The organism is Cryptosporangium sp. NPDC051539 (assembly GCF_044454545.1).
Classification (GTDB): domain Bacteria; phylum Actinomycetota; class Actinomycetes; order Mycobacteriales; family Cryptosporangiaceae; genus Cryptosporangium.
In genome coordinates this window covers 88041-104100 of sequence record NZ_JBITDV010000002.1, presented here as the reverse complement: position 1 = coordinate 104100, position 16060 = coordinate 88041, and the positions used below count along the sequence as shown (strand labels likewise).

Here is a 16060-nt window from a genome sequence, read left to right as displayed (position 1 = left end):
ATCTTTCAGTCGAGGTGGAACACTTCGGGGACGACGAGGAAGCCCTCGTCCGGGCGGCGGTCCCCCAGCCCGACGAAGAACGGGCCCATGTCGGCCTGCCAGCGGGCGTTGACCTCTTCGCCGGCCATGCCGGCGAGCGCCGCGTCGTAGTCCTCGGTCTCCAGATAGCCGATCAGGAGACCGTCGTCCGTCAGGAACAGCGAGTAGTTCGTCCACCCGTGCCGGGTGAGCGCGGCCAGCATCTCCGGCCACACCGCTGCATGACGTTCGCGATATTCATCCAGCCGAGCCGGATCAACTTGGCCCACTAGGCAGATGCGCCGCATTTGATGCCTTTGTTCGAAACCTGGAGCCCGCTGAGGGCCTCGCTGCCGATCCGGCGCGACGACGCCGCGTACAGCCGAATACTCAAGTCGTCGCGCCGGCTCGGCATCGTGGCCCTCAGCGGGCCGCCCACGTCCTCTAGAAGTTGAATTGGTCTATGTTGGCGGCTTCGAACACCTGGGGCGGGCCGAGCAAGATGGCGCCGTCCTTGCCGATCGTGTACTCGCCGAGCTCGCCGGCCTTGAACTTCTCGCCTTCCTTGCCGGTGATCTGGCCGGAAGCCAGCGCCGCGGCGGTGTACGCGCAGAGGTAACCGAGCTTCGCCGGGTCCCAGAGCTCGAACTGCTTGACCGTGCCGTCCTTGACGTACTTACGCATCTGGTTCGGCGTACCGAGACCGGTCAGCTGCACCTTGCCCTTGTACGGCGAGCTGGAGAGGTAACGGCCCGCCGCGGCGATACCGACCGTGGTGGGCGAGATGATGCCCTTCAGGTCGGGGTAGGCCTGGAGCAGACCCTGCGTCTCCTGGAACGACTTCTGGTCGTCGTCGTTGCCGTAGGCGACCTTCACCAGCTGCATTCCCGGGAACTTCTTGAGTTCGTCCTTCATGAACTCGATCCAGGTGTTCTGGTTCGTCGCGTTCGGCGTCGCGGACAGGATCGCGATCTTGCCCTTCTCACCGATCTGCTTGGCGAGCAGCTGCACCTCGCTGCGGCCCAGGTCCTCCGGGTTCGCCTGGTTCACGAACGCGTCGCGGCCGGCGACCGCGGCGTCCGAGTCGTAGGTGACGACCTTGACGCCACGCTGGCGGGCCTGGGTCAGGGCCGGGACGATCGCGTTGGCGTCGTTGGCCGAGATGCAGATGCCGTTCTGGCCCTGCTGGGTCAGCGTGTTGATGTAGGAGACCTGCGAGGACGCGGAGGCGTCGGACGGGCCGACCTCCTTGTACGTGCCCTTGAACTCGGTGACCGCCTTCTCGCCGCCCTTGTCCGCGACCGTGAAGTACGGGTTGTTGACCTGCTTGGGCAGGAACGCGATCTTCAGCCCGTCCTTGAGCGCCGCATCCGGGTTCGCCGACGCCGAGGACGCCGGGCCGGCGCTCGCGTTGTCGGTCGAGTCCTTGGTGGTGCCACCGCAGGCGGCCGCGGCCAGCGTCACGGCGACGACCGCGGCGGAGATCGTTACCGCTCTCCGTGCACGGAGCAACATCATTGTTGTGCCCTTTCGGGTGGGGGTGGGGGTTATCGAGGCAGGTTTCGTAGTCGCCATCGCTCCCGGATCCAGGTCACGGCGTTGGGAGCGAGCACGGAGATGATCAGGAGCCCGCCGGTGACGAGCATCAGCGTGTCGGGCTTGATGTCTTCGAGCGTCAGCGCGTTGCGCAGGACGCCGACCAGCAGCACCGCGACCAGGACGCCCGGCAGCGTGCCTCGTCCGCCGAAGATCGAGACGCCACCGAGCAGTACCGCCGCGACCACGGTCAGCTCGAGACCGTTCGCGTTGTCGGCGCGGGAGCTGGCGAACCGGAACGTGTAGATCACCGAGGCCAGCCCGGCGAACGCACCGGACGAGACGAACAGCCAGAACGTGATCCGCTTGACCCGGATGCCGGCGAACCGCGCGGCTTCCTTGTTCGAACCGATCGCGTACAGCGAGCGGCCGATCGGCGTCGCGTGCAGTACGACGCCGGCGATGATCGCGAGCACGATCACCAGCACGGTGGGGTACGGGATCGGCAGGCTGCCGAGCGTCTTGGCCGGCCAGGCGGTGTAGCTCAGCGGGAAGTCGGCGACGGCCTTGTCGCCGAGGAACACGTAGGCGAGGCCGCGATAGAGCGCGAGCGTGCCGATCGTGACCGCGAGGCTCGGCAGGCCGACGACCGTCACCAGGAAACCGTTGAAGGCTCCGGCGAGCGCGCCGACCAGGATGACGATCGGGATGATCGACTCGATCGACAGGCCCGCGTTCCAGAGCACGCCCATCAGCGCGCTGCACATGCCCAGGTTCGAGGCGATCGAGAGGTCGATCTCGCCGATCACCACGAGCAGCGTGAGCGTCAGCGACATGATCGCGATCTCGATGATGTCGAGCTGCAGGTTCGTGATGTTGAACGAGCTGTCGAAGCTGTCGACGCCGAACGACGCGACCAGGATCACGAAGATCAGCAGCGCGGTGATCGCGCCTTCCCAGGAGAGCAGCCGCCGCAGCGGCGACCCGTCTCCAGAGGGGCCCTCCCGCTGTTCGGACGTGCCCGCGGGGGGCAGAACCGTCGTACTCATCAGCGGGTTCCTCCCTGAGCGGCATCAGCGGCGCCGGGATGGCCCGCGGTGGGGCCGTCGGCCTCAGCGGTCGCGCCCGTGGTGGGCTCGTCCGCCGCAGCAGCCGAGCCGTCTTGCGGCCCACCGTCTTGCGGCGAGCCGCCCGCGGCGGGCGCGCCGTTCGCGGGCGCGCCGTTCGCGGGCGCGGTCGGGAGGGTGGTTGCGCCTCGGCTGGCGGTGGCTCGCAGTGCGCGTTCGGCCCGCAGGGCGAGCAGGCGGTCGAGCGTGATCGCCGCGAGCAGCAGCCCACCGTCGATCGCCCGCTCCCAGAGCGCCTCGACCTTCAGCACGACCAGCGCCGACCCGATCGTCGACAGCAGCAGCGCGCCGAGCGCGGCCCCGACCACGGTGCCGCTCCCCCCGAAGATCGCCACGCCACCGACGACGACCGCCGCCACGACGTTGAGCTCGAACCCGGTCGCCGCGGTCGCGTCGATCGTCCCGAAGCGCGCGGCCCACAGCACACCGGCCAGTCCGGACAGTGCCCCGGTCAGCACGAACGCCGAGAACACCCGGCGCCCGACCGCGATACCGGCCAGCCGCGCCGCCTCCGGGTTCGACCCGATCGCGTACAGCTCCCGGCCCGACCTCAGGTTCCGCATCCCCCACGCGACGACCGCCAGCAGCACCAGCGCGATGATCACCAGGTACGGGACGCCGAGGATCGATCCGCTACCGAGATCGAGGAACGACGAGGGCAGGTCGGCCGCGTTGATCTGCCGCGAGCCCGCCAGCCAGAAGTCGAAGCCACGGAACACGTAGAGCGTGCCCAGCGTGACCACCAGCGCCGGGATCCGGCAGACCGCGACCAGCACGCCGTTGATCACGCCGCACACCGCGCCGATCAGGATCCCGACCACGAACGCCAGGACGATCGGGACCTCGTGGTCGGCGAACATCAGGCCGGTGACGAACGCCGAGATGCCGAGCACCGAGCTGACCGACAGGTCGATGTTGCGGGTGACGACGACCAGCGTCTGGCCGACCGCCAGCAGCCCGACGATCGCGGTGTTGAGCAGGATGTCCTTGAGGCTCTGCACCCCGATGAACCGCGGGTTGACCGCCGCGGTCGCCCCGAAGAGCAGCAGCAACGCGACGACGAGGCCCAGTTCCCTGGCCCGGGCGAGCCGTCCGAGCAGCGCCGCCGCCGAGCGCTGCCGCTCGGCCACGGGCGCGCCGCCCCCGGTGCCCGTGCCGGAGCCGCCGGCCGTGACCGGGGCACTCATGCGGCCCTCCGTCCGACCGCCGCCGACAGCACGGACTCTTCGGTCGCGTCCGCACGCGAGAACTCGGCCGCGAGCCGGCCCTCCCGCATCACCAGGACCCGATCGGCCATGCCGAGCACCTCCGGAAGCTCCGACGAGATCATCAGCACCGCCACGCCCTGCGAGGCCAGTTCGGACAGCAACCGGTGCACCTCGGCCTTCGTCCCGACGTCGATCCCCCGGGTCGGCTCGTCGACGATGAGCACCTTCGGCGCCGTCGCCAGCCACTTGGCCAGCACGACCTTCTGCTGGTTACCGCCGGAGAGCACCCCGACCGCGTCCGACAGGCTGCGGTACTTCAGCTGCAGCCGGGTCGCCCACTCCTTGGCCCGGATCCGCTCCGCCCGCCCGCCGAGCAGGCCGAAGCGCGACAGCGCCCCCATCTGCGTCATCGTGGCGTTGCGTTCGATCGAGAGCTCCATGACCAGGCCCTGCTGGCGCCGGTCTTCGGGAACCAGCGCGATCCCGGCGTCGATCGCCGCGGCCGGCCGGCCAGGCTTCAGCACCGACCCGTTCACGGTGACGCTTCCGGCGTCGTAGCGGTCGATCCCGAAGACCGCCCTGGCCACCTCGCTGCGTCCGGAGCCGACCAGCCCGGCCAGCGCCACGATCTCCCCGGTCCGGACCTCGAACGAGACGTCGGTGAACACACCCTCGCGGGTCAGCCGCGACACCTCGAGCGCCACCGGGCCCGGCGTGGTGTCGAGCTTCGGGAACAACGCGTCCAGATCGCGGCCGACCATCCGGCGGACCAGCTCGTCCTCGGTGACGTCGGCCAGCGGGTCGGACGAGACGAACTTGCCGTCCCGCAGCACGGTCACCCGGTCGCAGAGCGCGTAGACCTCGTCGAGCCGGTGCGAGATGAAGACCAGCGCCGCACCGTCGGCCCGGAGCGTGCGGGCGACCGTGAACAGCCGCTCGACCTCGCGGGACGAGAGCGCCGCGGTCGGCTCGTCCATGACGATGACCCGTGCGTTGAGCGAGAGCGCCTTCGCGATCTCGACCAGCTGCTGGTCGGCGATCGACAGCCCGGAAGCGGGCCGGTCGGGGTCGAGCGCGACGCCGAGCCGCGTGAACAACGCATCGACCTGCGATCGCATCGCGCGCCGATCGATCGACCGGAAGCGCCCCAGTGGCTGGCGGCCCATGAACACGTTCTCGGTGACCGAGAGGTCGCCGAACAGGTTCGGCTCCTGGTAGATCACCGCGATACCGGCGTCGCGCGCCGAAGCCGGGTCGGCGAACGTCACCTCGGAGCCGTCCAGCAGAACCACGCCGCTGTCGGGCCGGTGCACGCCCGCGAGGATGCGCACCAGCGTGGACTTGCCGGCGCCGTTCTCGCCCATCAGCGCGTGGATCTCGCCCGGACGAAGATCCAGCGAGACGCCGTCGAGCGCGCGCAACGCACCGAATGTCTTGCCCACCCCCTCCAGACGGAGCAGGGGCTCGCTGTGGGTCACGGGGCACGCTCCGTTGCGGCAGGCGGTAATGAATCGTTTCAATGCAGTGGCGCCGACCGTACGAGTGAGCGCCGTCACGTGTCAACGGTTTCGCCTGCGTGACATTTCCGTGACCTCGAACCACCGGAGGCCTCTAAGCTGGCCACACGACTGAGACGTTTCAAATAGGCCGGTGCTACGCGTACGCTCCCGCCAGGTCGGGAGAGGGGCAGCGCATGGCGACGACGAGCATCCGGGAGGTCGCGGAGCGAGCCGGGGTGTCCGTCGGAACCGTCTCCAACGTGCTGAACCGGCCCGAGGCCGTGGCCCCCGCGACCCGCGAGCGCGTCCGGCGGGCGATCGAGGAGCTGGGTTTCGTCCGGAACGAGTCGGCCCGCCACCTCCGCGCCGGTCGCAGCCGCACGCTCGGCCTGGTCGTCCTCGACGTCACGAACCCGTTCTTCACCGACGTCGCCCGCGGGGTCGAGGACGCCGCCAACGAGGCCGGGCTCGCGGTCATCCTCTGCAACTCCGACGAGCGCCGCGAGAAGGAGCTGGCCTACCTCGACCTGCTCGAGGAACAGCGCGTCCAGGGCGTCCTGATCACCCCGGTCGACATCGACGGCGAACGGCTGGCCCGCCTGCGCTCCCGGGGCGTCCCGGTGGTGCTGCTCGACCGGCACGCCGGTGAGGGCGACTACTGCTCGGTCGCGGTGGACGACGTGCTCGGCGGTGAACTGGCGGCAGCGCACCTGCGCGACCTGGGGCACGAACGGATCGCCTACGTGAGCGGCCCGATGAGCCTGGCCCAGTGCGCCGACCGGTACCAGGGCGCGGCCGCCGGTGGTCACCTGGAGATCCTGGCCGGCGCCGCGCTGAACGTCGCCTCCGGCCGGGACGCCGGTGAGCGTCTGCTCGGCCTGCGCAACCCTCCGACCGCGGTGTTCTGCGCCAACGACCTGCTCGCGCTCGGCGTCCTGCAGGTGATGGTGTCGCGCGGGCTCTCGGTGCCCGGCGATCTGTCGATCGTCGGGTACGACGACATCGAGTTCGCCGCCGCCGCGGCGGTGCCGCTGAGCTCCGTGCGACAGCCCCGCCATCTGCTCGGGCGCACCGCCGCCGAACTTCTCCTGGCCGAGGCGGACGCGCCTGCCGCGCACGTCCACCGGCAGGTGCGGTTCTCCCCCGAACTCGTGGTCCGGGCCTCGAGCGGTCCGCCGAAGCGCACGTCGTAGGTGTCCAGCACGTGACGTAACGCAGTCCGTGTGACCAACAACATGCATGTAGCAACTTTGCAGATCCTGAAAATTAGTAGATCGTAACGCTGTGAGCAGCAACGACGCAGCGTCACCGCCTTCGCTATGAGTACTACTTTGCATTACGCAGTAGTGTCTCTCGCGCAGGAGGTGAAGCGAGTGAAGAGTGGTGTGGTCCAGCGGGCCTTACGGGAGGTGCCGCTGATCGCTGTGCTGTACCTCGCGTACCTGGGCGGACGTCTGCTGGCGTCGCAGCACACCGGGGCCGCGTTCCAGCACGCCGAGTCGCTCTGGTCGTTCGAGCGATGGCTCGGATTACCCAGCGAGCACTCGATCCAGCACGCCGCGCTGGGGCAGTCGTGGCTCATCGAGCTGATGAACACGTACTACGCCCGGGTGCACTTCCCCGCGACGCTGGCGGTGCTGGTCTGGCTGTTCCTGCGGCGGCCCGCCACGTACCCGTGGTTCCGCTGGACGCTCGTGCTGCTGACCGGTTTCGCGCTGGCCGGGCACATCCTCTACCCGCTCGCGCCGCCGCGGATGCTCACCGACCACGGCATGGTCGACACCGCGCACGTCTACGGCCAGTCCGTGTACGGGCCGGTCGGTACCGGGCTGGCGAACCAGTTCGCCGCGATGCCGTCGATGCACGTGGCCTGGGCCGTGCTGGTCGCGGTCGCGGTCATCCGGACGGTGCGCAGCCGGTGGCGCCTGCTCGCCGTACTCCATCCGCTGGCCACCGTGGCGGTGGTGATCGTGACCGGGAACCACTACTGGCTCGACGGCATCGTCGGCTGCGCGTTGCTGCTGGTCGCCCTGGCGATCGTCCACCCCGGGTCCGCGCACCTGCGCGCCGCGGCCGGACGGGCGCGTCCGCGCGTCACCGCCGCCACCGCGCGGCTGCGCGCCGCGGCCCTCTCCACCGGCACGGTCGCCCGCCGGCACGTCTGGCCCTTCGTGCGGTTCGTCGTGGTGGGAAGCGCCTCGACGCTGCTCTCGGCGGTGATCTTCGTGCCGCTGCTGCTCCTCATGCCGTCCGCGGCCGCGAACACCGTCGCGTCGATCGTCTCGACGCTGCTCTCCAACGAGGCGCACCGCTCGTGGACGTTCCGCAGCGACCGCAGCGGATTCCTGGCCCGGCTGGCCGCCGCCGGCACCGTGCTGCTCTCCTACGTCGTCACCACCGGCGCGCTGCTCGTGCTCGACGCCGCCGACCCGCACGCGAGCAACGCGCTGGAACTGACCGTGATGCTGGCCGCGTCCGCGGTCGGCGGCCTGGCCCGCTACCTGTTGCTCAGCCTGCACGTCTTCCCGGCCGCCGAATCCGCGGAAGCAGCCGCACCCCTGGAAGCCGCCGGACCCGTGGAAACCGCGGACGCCGCCGCACGTCAGGCGCAGGGCGTGGGCAGCCCGGCCAGCACGCACGCCAGCGCGCTGTCGATGGCCTCTTCCCACGCCGCCTGATCGCAGCGCTCCGACGCCAGCGACAGCATCGTCGACCCGAGCACCGCCACCGCGACCGACGCGACCAGCCGCGGGTACGCGTCGCGGTCGGGATCGAGCCCGGAGCGGCGGGCGACGTCCTCGGACAGCACCCGGCCGAACCCGCGGAACAGTTCGTGCGCGAACGGCACCAGGTGCGGCTCGGACCGCAGGATCCGTGCCCGCAGCAGCGTCCGCTCCCGGTGGTGGACGTCCTGCTGCAGGCCCAGTGCGTGCAGCGCGGCCCGGATCGCGGCCAGCGGGTGCTGCCCGTCGGGCTGGGCCGCCAGCGCGAGCGCCAGGTCCTCCGCCTTGCCGCTCAGGTCGCCGACGAGCACGTCGCGCTTCGTCGGGAAGTGGTAGTGGAACGACCGGACGCTGACCCCGGCCGCGGTCGCGATCTCGTCCACCGTGGTGCTTTCGTAGCCCTTCTCCGCGAACAGGCGGAGGGCGGCGTCCTCGATGACCGATCGGTTCGCGAGCCGCCGCGCGACGCGACGGTCAGGGCGCTGACTCTTCGGATCACCCACGTCCCTGCACCCCCGCCCGCCCCGTGACCGGAATCAAAGACTCTCCATCGTGCCAGAGCTCAGACCTCGTCGACCAGGTCCGCGATCGAGTTGAGGATCCGCGAGGGCCGGAACGGGAACCGGTTGACGTCCTCGGCCCGGGTCACGCCGGTGAGCACCAGCACGGTCTGCAGCCCGGCCTCCATGCCGGCGATCACGTCGGTGTCCATCCGGTCGCCGATCATCACCGTCGATTCGCTGTGGCCGTCGACCGCGTTGAGCGCCGAGCGCATCATCAGCGGGTTCGGCTTGCCCACGAAGTACGGCTCGACGCCGGTGGCCTTGCTGATCAGCGCGGCCACCGCACCGGTCGCGGGCAGTGCGCCCTCGTGCGAGGGGCCGGTCGCGTCGGGGTTCGTCGCGATGAAGCGGGCCCCGCGGTCGATCAGCCGGATCGCGGTGGTGATCGCCTCGAAGCTGTAGTTGCGGGTCTCGCCGAGCACGACGTAGTCCGGGTCGGCGTCGGTGAGGATGTAGCCGATGTCGTGCAGCGCGGTGGTCAGACCGGCCTCGCCGACGACGTGCGCGGTGCCGCCCGGACGCTGGTCGTCGAGGAACCGGGCGGTGGCCAGCGCCGACGTCCAGATCGACTCCGGCGGCACCGTGATGCCGGCCCGCTGCAACCGGGCCGAGAGGTCTCGGGGGGTGTAGATCGAGTTGTTCGTCAGCACCAGGTGGCGGCGGCCCTTTTCGACCAGCTTGCCGAGGAACTCCGGCGCACCCGGCACCGGGATGCCCTCGTGGACGAGTACGCCGTCCATGTCCATCAGCCAGCACTCGATGTCTTTCCGCGAGGTCATGCCCCAAGGCTCTCACGGGTACGGTGTGGTCGTGACGGACACCGAGCGTGACCCGGTCGCCGACCTCCGGCGGATCGCGTTCCTGCTGGAGCGGGCTCACGAGGCCACCTACCGGGTACGTGCGTTCCGATCGGCGGCCACCGCGGTGCAGAAGATCGACCCGGACGAGCTGCGCGAGCGCGCCGAGGCCGGCACGCTCAAGAAACTGCCGGGCATCGGTGACGTCACCGCGCGGTGCGTGGCCGAGTCGCTCGACGGCGAGGAGCCGGTCTACCTCCGGCGGCTCGAGGCCACCGCGGGCACGTCCGTCGACGAGGCGGGCAACGCACTGCGGGCGCTGCTCAAGGGCGACTGCCACGCCCACTCGGACTGGTCCGACGGCGGCTCGCCGATCCGCGAGATGGCCGAGGCCGCGCGCAGCATCGGCCACGACTACCTCGTGCTCACCGATCACTCGCCCCGGCTGACCGTCGCGAACGGGCTCTCCGCCGATCGCCTGCGGCAGCAGCTGGACGTGGTGGCCGAACTGAATGCCGAGCTGGCGCCGTTCCGGATCCTGACCGGCATCGAGGTCGACATCAACGAGGACGGCACGCTCGACCAGGAGCCGGAGTTGCTCGAGCGGCTCGACCTGGTCGTGGCCAGCGTCCACTCGAAGCTCCGGGCGCCCGCCGACGCGATGACCAAGCGGATGCTGCGCGCGATCGACGACCCGAACACCGACGTGCTCGGGCACTGCACCGGCCGGCTGGTCACCGGGCGCGAGTCCACCGGGCAGGGCAAGCGTCCGGAGAGCCAGTTCGATGCCGACGCGGTGTTCGCGGCCTGCGCCGAGCGGGGCGTCGCGGTCGAGATCAACTCCCGGCCGGAGCGGCTCGACCCGCCGAAGCGCCTGCTCCGGCTGGCCGTCGAGGCCGGTTGTCACTTCGCGATCGACACCGACGCCCACGCACCCGGCCAGCTCGACTGGCAGCCCTACGGCTGTGCCCGGGCCGCCCTGTGCGGGGTCGACCCCGCGACGGTGATCAACACCTGGCCGGCCGGCCAGCTCCTCGCCTGGACACGCTGAGAGCCCAGGCGACCAGCGGAACCTGGAGCGGCAGACGTCCGTAGGCGATGGCCTTGGACGGGGTCGTGCGGGCATCCAGCGCCATCTGGCAGTTCGCCGGGAACACGCCCACGAACAGCGCGGCGGTCGCCAGCCCGCCCAGCCCCCGCGTCTTCGGTATCGCCACCAGCGCCGCACACGCGAGCTCGGCCGCGCCGCTGGCCGCGACCAACGCCTCCGGCGCCGGCAACCAGGACGGGATGATCTTCACGAACGGCTTCGGCGTGGCGAAGTGCAGGACGCCCATCGTGGCGAGACCACCGGCCAGCAACGCGGGAGAAGCCCTCTTCCAGCGAGATGCCATCCGCGAATTCTGTCACGTTCCCTCACCCCCTACCCTGCGCGAAGAACGCCGAACGACTCGTAACGTTGAGAAGTCGCTCCACTACCCGGAGGAGTCACGTGTATCTCGGTGAGGATGGCAGCACGCTGCGGGACAACCCCGATGCGTTCGTCATCATCATTTTCGTCATTCTCGCGGGCCTGCTGCTGAATTGGGCTCAGCGCAAGTGGATGCCCAAAATGTCTCGTCGTAACCGGATGTTCTTCCTCGGCGTCGGCGCTTTGATCCTCGGCGGCGTCTTTTACGGGTACGTCTATAACGTGAACGCCTAGGCGTTCCGCCCCGCCACGAGCAATAGTGGCTAGATGAGGGGTGAGGCGTATGCGTGAGGTCATCGACGACCTGTATGCGTGGTGGGCGGCCGGCCAGCCGGTCGGCGTCGGCACCGTGGTCGCCACCTGGAAGAGCGCGCCCCGGCCGGCCGGGGCGTCGATGCTGGTGGGCGCCGACGGCACCGCGGTCGGCAGCGTCTCCGGCGGCTGCGTCGAGGGCGCGGTGTACGAGCGGGCGCAGGAGGCCATCGCTTCCGGCGAGGGCAGCCTGGAGCGCTACGGCGTCTCCGACGACGACGCGTTCGCCGTCGGACTGACCTGCGGCGGCATCCTCGACGTCTGGGTCGAACGGATCGACCGCGAGACCTACCCGGAGTTCGGCGACGTCGTCGCGTCGATCCGCGGCGGCTCGCCGGTCGCGGTCGTGACGTGCATCTCCAGCAACGCCGCACCCACCGGCGACGACCGCGTCGGCCGCCGGCTGGTCATCTGGCCGGATCGGGTGGCCGGCACGCTCGGCTCCAGCCGGCTCGACGAGGCGGTCACCGACGACGCCCGCGGGTTGCTGGCCGCCGGGCGGACGGCGACCGTCCACTACGGCCACGACGGTGAGCGCCGCGGTGACGATCTGACCCTGTTCGTCGCGAGCTTCGCTCCCCGCCCCCGGATGATCGTGTTCGGCGCGATCGACTTCGCCGCCGCGCTCGCGCGGATCGGCTCGTTCCTCGGCTACCGCGTGACGGTGTGCGACGCGCGTCCGGTGTTCGCCACCAAGAAGCGTTTTCCGGACGCCGACGAGGTGATCGTCGAGTGGCCGCACCGGTACCTCCAGGCCGAGGCGGACGCCGGCCGGGTGGACGAGCGGGCGGTGCTCTGCATCCTCACCCACGACCCGAAGTTCGACGTCCCGGTGCTGGAGGTCGCGCTGCGTATCCCGGCGGCCTACGTCGGGGCGATGGGCTCGCGCCGCACGCACGAAGACCGCCTCGACCGGCTCCGCGAGGCCGGGCTGTCCGCGGTGGAGACCGCCCGGCTGGCGTCCCCGATCGGCCTCGACCTGGGCGCCCGCACGCCGGAGGAGACCGCGGTGAGCATCGCCGCGGAGATCGTCGCGGGCCGCTGGGGTGGCACCGGAGCCCGGTTGTCCACGTTGCACGACGCCATCCACCGGGAACGGTCCGTACTGACCTAAGTGCTGTGAGTCACTCTTGCCCTCGCCTGGGCGCCGCCCGGCCGTCCCACCCGGACGCCGGGCGTTCTAGGGTGATCCCGTCGCACCGCAGTGTCCGTGGGGAGGAGTTCTCATGGCTTACGGCCTGAGCAAACTGGTCGCGGGCCCCTTCCTCCACCTGGCGTTCCGCCCGTGGGTGCAGGGCAAGGAGCACATTCCCGAGACGGGTGGGGCGATTCTCGCGTCCAACCACCTCTCGATTCTCGATTCGGTGTTCCTGCCGCTGGTCGTCGACCGCCCCGTCGTGTTCGTCGCCAAGCAGGAGTACTTCACCGGCACCCGGCCGATCGACCGGCTCACCGCGCGGATCATGCGTGGCCAGGGCCAGGTGCCGATCAACCGCGGCAACAACCGGGCCGCCCAGGAGGCGCTCGACGCCAGCCTGAAGATCCTCCAGAGCGGCGAGCTGTTCGGTATCTACCCGGAGGGCACCCGCTCCCCCGACGGCCGGCTCTACCGCGGCCGCACCGGGGTCGCGTGGCTGGCGCTGACCTCGAACGTCCCGGTCGTGCCGGTCGCGATGATGAACACCGAGCGGGCGCTGCCGCCGGGCCGCCGGATGCCGCGGCCGGTGAAGGTCGGTATCCGGATCGGCGAGCCGCTGACGTTCGAGGAGTTCAAGGGGCAGGCGGGCAAGGCGCGGGCGCGCCGTGCGGTGACCGACCAGATCGTGTCGGCGATCGGCGCGCTTTCCGGGCAGGAGTACGTGCCGAACTACGCTCCGAAGAAGGACGAGGCCGCGCCCGATGCCGGGTCCTGACCGCCCGCGTTCCCTCTACGATCGGGTTCCGAAGGCCGCCCCGGTCCGGGGTGTCGTCCGGGTCGGTGCGCCGGCCCGGCCCGGAGGGGAGCAGATGGAGAACGTGCCCTGGTCGCTCACGACCGAGCAGGTCGGGAGCGAGGTCGTGCTCCGGGTCGCCGGTGCGCTCGACCTCGACACCGCAGGTCAGCTCCGGTCGTCCGGCACGTCCGCGCTGCATGGGTCCGGCCCGGCGCCGACGCTCACCGTCGACCTGGCCGACGTCTCGTTCCTCGACTCGACCGGCCTCGGCGTCCTCGTGACGCTCTGGCACGAGGCGCGGAACGTGGGTGGCAAGTTCCAGGTGGCCCGTCCGTCCTCGGCGGCCGGCCGGGTGCTCGAAATCACCGGGGTCGACGCACTCTTCGACCTGACGTAGTCAAGCGGTAATCTCGGGACGTGCGGTCGGTTCTGCTCTCCCCGCGGTGGCTCGTGCGCCACGCGGTCGCGATCGTGCTCATCGCGGCCTGCCTCGGCCTCGCCTGGTGGCAGTGGGGGCGCGCCCACTCGCTCACCGGCACCGCGCAGAACCTCGGCTACGCGCTGCAGTGGCCGGCGTTCGCCGCCTTCGTCGGCTACGCCTGGTACCGCATGCTGCGCCTCGAAGTGGGCGGGCCGCCGGGCGAAGACCAGAAGCCCGGGGCGGACGCCGCGCACGATCCGCAGCGGCGCACGGTGCAGGTGCGGCGCCGGTACCGGCCCGCCGCGCCGTCGCCCGAGCCGACCGACGACGAGGCCCTCCTCGCGTACAACGCGTACCTCACGTCGCTGAACAAACCGACCGAGTCCGGAAGGACCGCACCGTGAACCCCTCCGTGAAGTCAGCGCTGACCCGTTACCGGATCGCCGCGTACGTGGTCGGCGTCGGCCTGCTGGTGCTGGTGCTGGTCGCGATGCCGCTGAAGTACTTCGGCGACAACCCGACGCTGACCGAGACGATCGGCCCGCTGCACGGCTTTCTCTACATGGTGTATCTGGTCGTGACGCTCGACCTGGCGGTACGGCTGCGCTGGCCGGTGCTCAAGATCCTCGGCGTGATGCTGGCCGGCACGATCCCGTTCCTCTCGTTCGTCGTCGAGCGGCGAGTGCACCGGCAGGTCGTCGAGCAGTACGAGGCGGCGAGCGCGGCTCACGCGTCGGCGTAGGACGTCACGACCGCGAGGTCGAGCGGGAACCGGACCGGCGTCGGGCCGAACAGCAGGGTCCGCGCCTCTTCGGCGGAGGCGACCACGGCGTCGCGCACGTCGTCCGCGACCTCCTGGCGGCAATGCACGACGACCTCGTCGTGCTGGAAGAAGACCAGGCGCGCCTCGGTCGGGTACAGGCGGCGCCGGAGCCCGGCGACCAGGATCAGCGCCCACTCGGCCGCGGTGGCCTGCACCACGAAGTTGCGGGTGAACCGGCCTCGTGCGGCCCGGCGCGCCCGGTCGCGCGCCTCCGGATCACCGGGACCGTCGCCGCCAGGGCCGTCGCCGCCGGACCCCTCGGAGGCACCGGTCGGTGAGCCCTCGCCGGTGACCGCGGTCACTTCGAACGAGGCACCGGCCGGCGGGCACGTGCGGCCGAGGAAAGACCGGACCAGCCGGCCCTCTTCGCCGGCCCTCGCCGCCGCGTCGACCGTGGCCAGCGCCTCGGGGAAACGGCGGCGCAGCACGTGCGCCAGCCGGCCCCCCTCGCCGCTGGTCTGGCCGTAGAGCGCGCCGAGCATGCCCAGCTTCGCCCGGGCGCGATCGTGGTCGAACGCGTCCGTGGCCAGCGCGGTGTAGAGATCGCCCGCGGCCGCGAACTCGGCCAGCTTCCGATCGCCGGACATCGCGGCCAGCACCCGCGGCTCCAGCGCCGCCGCGTCGGCCACCACCAGGACGTGCCCCGGATCGGCGACCACGGCCTGCCGGACGATCTTCGGGAGCTGCAGCGCGGCCCCGCCCCGGGTGGCCCAGCGCCCCGACACGACCCCGCCGGGCACGAACTCGGGACGCATCCGCCCGCCCGCGACCCAGGTGTCTTGCCAGGCCCAGCCATTGGCCGCGAACAGCCGGGACAGCTCCTTGTACGCGAGGATCGGCGCCACCGCCGGATGCTCGACCCGCTTGAGCACCCAGGACCGCGTCGACGGGATCTGGATGCCCGCCCGCCCGAACGCGCGGACGACGTCGGCCGGGGCATCGGGGTTGACCTTCACGCCGCCGAACGCGTCGCGCACCTCGGCGGCCAGTTCGTGCAGCCGGACCGGCAGGTCACCCGGCAGCGGACGCGGGCCGAGCATCGTCGAGAGCAGTGCGTCGTGCCGCTCGGCCGACCACGGCAGCCCGTCGTGCCCCATCTCGGCCGCGGCCAGCGCACCCGCCGATTCGGCGGCGATCAGTAGCCGGAACCTGTCGGGACGCTCGAGCGCCGCCACCCGCCGCAACTGCGCCCGGTAGACCTCGGCGACGTCGGCCACCGGGTCGCCCTCGGCCGTGGGGCCGGCGTCCATCGCGAAGAGCGAGGCCTGGACGTCGCGGGCGCGGGGCGGCGGATCCTCCGGAACCGGCAGGCCGCGGACGCGGGCCAGCGCCGACGCCAGTGACTTCGGCGCGCCCCACTGCCCGTCGTAGCCGTTGAGCAGCGCCTCGACCAGCTCGAGGTCGTGGCAGCGCTCGACCCGTACCCCGGCCCGCAGCAGCGCCGGGTACACGGCGGCCGCGGTGGGCCAGAGCCAGCGCGGCCGGTCGGCCCGTTCGCGCTCGGCGACCGCCCTGGCCAGCACCGCACTCTCGGCGTACCACCGCACGGGGCCGGCGACGGCGCCGGCGGCATCGACCTCCGCCAGCCACCCGCCGCCGCCCCACCCCGGAACGAGCGCGATCAGCAC

General features: G+C 71.1%; 18 protein-coding genes. 9 read left to right on the top strand and 9 right to left on the bottom strand.

Translation table 11 applies throughout. From position 1 onward, the window contains the following. Positions 1 to 5: 5 nt before the first annotated feature. The 5 genes from ACIBZJ_RS06410 to ACIBZJ_RS06390 all read right to left on the bottom strand — a co-directional run bounded on the left by ACIBZJ_RS06410 (position 6) and on the right by ACIBZJ_RS06390 (position 5367). On the bottom strand, positions 6 to 326 hold the full coding sequence (locus ACIBZJ_RS06410) for an L-rhamnose mutarotase (RefSeq protein WP_395926226.1): 321 nt from the start codon (positions 324 to 326) through the stop codon (positions 6 to 8). A gap of 136 nt (positions 327 to 462) precedes the next feature. Beyond that, positions 463 to 1533: a rhamnose ABC transporter substrate-binding protein gene (rhaS, locus tag ACIBZJ_RS06405; protein WP_395927724.1), complete on the bottom strand. Its 1071-nt coding sequence runs from the start codon at positions 1531 to 1533 to the stop codon at positions 463 to 465. A 32-nt stretch (positions 1534 to 1565) separates the two neighbouring features. Next, positions 1566 to 2603, bottom strand: a complete 1038-nt coding sequence (locus ACIBZJ_RS06400; protein ID WP_395926224.1) for an ABC transporter permease — start codon at positions 2601 to 2603, stop codon at positions 1566 to 1568. Further along, positions 2603 to 3868: an ABC transporter permease gene (locus tag ACIBZJ_RS06395; RefSeq protein ID WP_395926222.1), complete on the bottom strand. Its 1266-nt coding sequence runs from the start codon at positions 3866 to 3868 to the stop codon at positions 2603 to 2605. Before ACIBZJ_RS06395 ends, ACIBZJ_RS06400 begins: the two co-directional genes overlap by 1 nt. Next, the gene (locus ACIBZJ_RS06390; RefSeq protein ID WP_395926218.1) at positions 3865 to 5367 is read right to left on the bottom strand and encodes a sugar ABC transporter ATP-binding protein; all 1503 of its coding nucleotides are present in this window, start codon (positions 5365 to 5367) and stop codon (positions 3865 to 3867) included. The genes ACIBZJ_RS06395 and ACIBZJ_RS06390 overlap by 4 nt, the downstream gene beginning before the upstream one ends. A gap of 215 nt (positions 5368 to 5582) precedes the next feature. Between ACIBZJ_RS06390 and ACIBZJ_RS06385 the strand changes: the two genes are divergently transcribed. Next, positions 5583 to 6581 carry a LacI family DNA-binding transcriptional regulator gene (locus ACIBZJ_RS06385; RefSeq protein ID WP_395926215.1) on the top strand — a complete coding sequence of 333 codons (999 nt, stop codon included), beginning with the start codon at positions 5583 to 5585 and terminating at the stop codon, positions 6579 to 6581. A 180-nt stretch (positions 6582 to 6761) separates the two neighbouring features. Next, a complete protein-coding gene (locus ACIBZJ_RS06380; RefSeq protein ID WP_395926213.1) occupies positions 6762 to 8066 on the top strand; it encodes a phosphatase PAP2 family protein in 1305 nt (434 codons plus the stop codon). Here the strand turns inward: ACIBZJ_RS06380 and ACIBZJ_RS06375 are convergent. Together ACIBZJ_RS06375 and ACIBZJ_RS06370 are read right to left on the bottom strand one after the other, a co-directional pair. After that, positions 7991 to 8614 carry a TetR/AcrR family transcriptional regulator gene (locus ACIBZJ_RS06375; RefSeq protein WP_395926211.1) on the bottom strand — a complete coding sequence of 208 codons (624 nt, stop codon included), beginning with the start codon at positions 8612 to 8614 and terminating at the stop codon, positions 7991 to 7993. The two genes, ACIBZJ_RS06380 and ACIBZJ_RS06375, sit on opposite strands and share 76 nt — an antisense overlap. 59 nt (positions 8615 to 8673) lie before the next feature. Continuing rightward, on the bottom strand, positions 8674 to 9453 hold the full coding sequence (locus ACIBZJ_RS06370) for an HAD-IIA family hydrolase (protein WP_395926210.1): 780 nt from the start codon (positions 9451 to 9453) through the stop codon (positions 8674 to 8676). Between the two features lie 31 nt (positions 9454 to 9484). Here ACIBZJ_RS06370 and ACIBZJ_RS06365 point away from each other — a divergent pair, with 31 nt between their 5' ends. Continuing rightward, positions 9485 to 10522, top strand: a complete 1038-nt coding sequence (locus ACIBZJ_RS06365; protein ID WP_395926209.1) for a PHP domain-containing protein — start codon at positions 9485 to 9487, stop codon at positions 10520 to 10522. Here ACIBZJ_RS06365 and ACIBZJ_RS06360 read toward each other — a convergent pair. Beyond that, entirely contained in the window at positions 10479 to 10865 is a 387-nt protein-coding gene (locus ACIBZJ_RS06360) for a hypothetical protein (protein ID WP_395926207.1), read from the bottom strand. The genes ACIBZJ_RS06365 and ACIBZJ_RS06360 overlap by 44 nt on opposite strands. 98 nt (positions 10866 to 10963) lie before the next feature. Here ACIBZJ_RS06360 and ACIBZJ_RS06355 point away from each other — a divergent pair, with 98 nt between their 5' ends. The 6 genes from ACIBZJ_RS06355 (at position 10964) to ACIBZJ_RS06330 (ending at position 14351) form a co-directional block, all read left to right on the top strand. Further along, positions 10964 to 11176 carry a hypothetical protein gene (locus tag ACIBZJ_RS06355; RefSeq protein WP_395926205.1) on the top strand — a complete coding sequence of 71 codons (213 nt, stop codon included), beginning with the start codon at positions 10964 to 10966 and terminating at the stop codon, positions 11174 to 11176. Between the two features lie 49 nt (positions 11177 to 11225). After that, a complete protein-coding gene (locus ACIBZJ_RS06350) occupies positions 11226 to 12368 on the top strand; it encodes an XdhC family protein (protein ID WP_395926203.1) in 1143 nt (380 codons plus the stop codon). 112 nt (positions 12369 to 12480) lie between these two features. Beyond that, the gene (locus ACIBZJ_RS06345; protein WP_395926201.1) at positions 12481 to 13167 is read left to right on the top strand and encodes a lysophospholipid acyltransferase family protein; all 687 of its coding nucleotides are present in this window, start codon (positions 12481 to 12483) and stop codon (positions 13165 to 13167) included. Continuing rightward, positions 13154 to 13585, top strand: coding sequence for an STAS domain-containing protein (locus tag ACIBZJ_RS06340; protein WP_395926199.1), 432 nt, complete (start codon positions 13154 to 13156; stop codon positions 13583 to 13585). The genes ACIBZJ_RS06345 and ACIBZJ_RS06340 overlap by 14 nt, the downstream gene beginning before the upstream one ends. A gap of 20 nt (positions 13586 to 13605) precedes the next feature. Then, on the top strand, positions 13606 to 14013 hold the full coding sequence (locus tag ACIBZJ_RS06335) for a hypothetical protein (protein WP_395926197.1): 408 nt from the start codon (positions 13606 to 13608) through the stop codon (positions 14011 to 14013). Further along, positions 14010 to 14351 carry a DUF3817 domain-containing protein gene (locus ACIBZJ_RS06330; RefSeq protein WP_395926195.1) on the top strand — a complete coding sequence of 114 codons (342 nt, stop codon included), beginning with the start codon at positions 14010 to 14012 and terminating at the stop codon, positions 14349 to 14351. The genes ACIBZJ_RS06335 and ACIBZJ_RS06330 overlap by 4 nt, the downstream gene beginning before the upstream one ends. Here the strand turns inward: ACIBZJ_RS06330 and ACIBZJ_RS06325 are convergent. Beyond that, a complete protein-coding gene (locus tag ACIBZJ_RS06325; protein ID WP_395926193.1) occupies positions 14336 to 16060 on the bottom strand; it encodes a bifunctional 3'-5' exonuclease/DNA polymerase in 1725 nt (574 codons plus the stop codon). The genes ACIBZJ_RS06330 and ACIBZJ_RS06325 overlap by 16 nt on opposite strands.

What these genes read in the sequence shown, in the direction of transcription:
- ACIBZJ_RS06340 (WP_395926199.1), top strand. Translation starts at nt 13,154, where the DNA reads ATGCCGGGTCCTGACCGCCCGCGTTCCCTCTACGATCGGGTTCCGAAG.
- ACIBZJ_RS06360 (WP_395926207.1), bottom strand. Translation starts at nt 10,865, where the DNA reads ATGGCATCTCGCTGGAAGAGGGCTTCTCCCGCGTTGCTGGCCGGTGGT.
- ACIBZJ_RS06400 (WP_395926224.1), bottom strand. Translation starts at nt 2,603, where the DNA reads ATGAGTACGACGGTTCTGCCCCCCGCGGGCACGTCCGAACAGCGGGAG.
- ACIBZJ_RS06410 (WP_395926226.1), bottom strand. Translation starts at nt 326, where the DNA reads ATGCGGCGCATCTGCCTAGTGGGCCAAGTTGATCCGGCTCGGCTGGAT.
- ACIBZJ_RS06345 (WP_395926201.1), top strand. Translation starts at nt 12,481, where the DNA reads ATGGCTTACGGCCTGAGCAAACTGGTCGCGGGCCCCTTCCTCCACCTG.
- ACIBZJ_RS06385 (WP_395926215.1), top strand. Translation starts at nt 5,583, where the DNA reads ATGGCGACGACGAGCATCCGGGAGGTCGCGGAGCGAGCCGGGGTGTCC.
- ACIBZJ_RS06395 (WP_395926222.1), bottom strand. Translation starts at nt 3,868, where the DNA reads ATGAGTGCCCCGGTCACGGCCGGCGGCTCCGGCACGGGCACCGGGGGC.
- ACIBZJ_RS06370 (WP_395926210.1), bottom strand. Translation starts at nt 9,453, where the DNA reads ATGACCTCGCGGAAAGACATCGAGTGCTGGCTGATGGACATGGACGGC.
- ACIBZJ_RS06350 (WP_395926203.1), top strand. Translation starts at nt 11,226, where the DNA reads ATGCGTGAGGTCATCGACGACCTGTATGCGTGGTGGGCGGCCGGCCAG.
- rhaS (WP_395927724.1), bottom strand. Translation starts at nt 1,533, where the DNA reads ATGTTGCTCCGTGCACGGAGAGCGGTAACGATCTCCGCCGCGGTCGTC.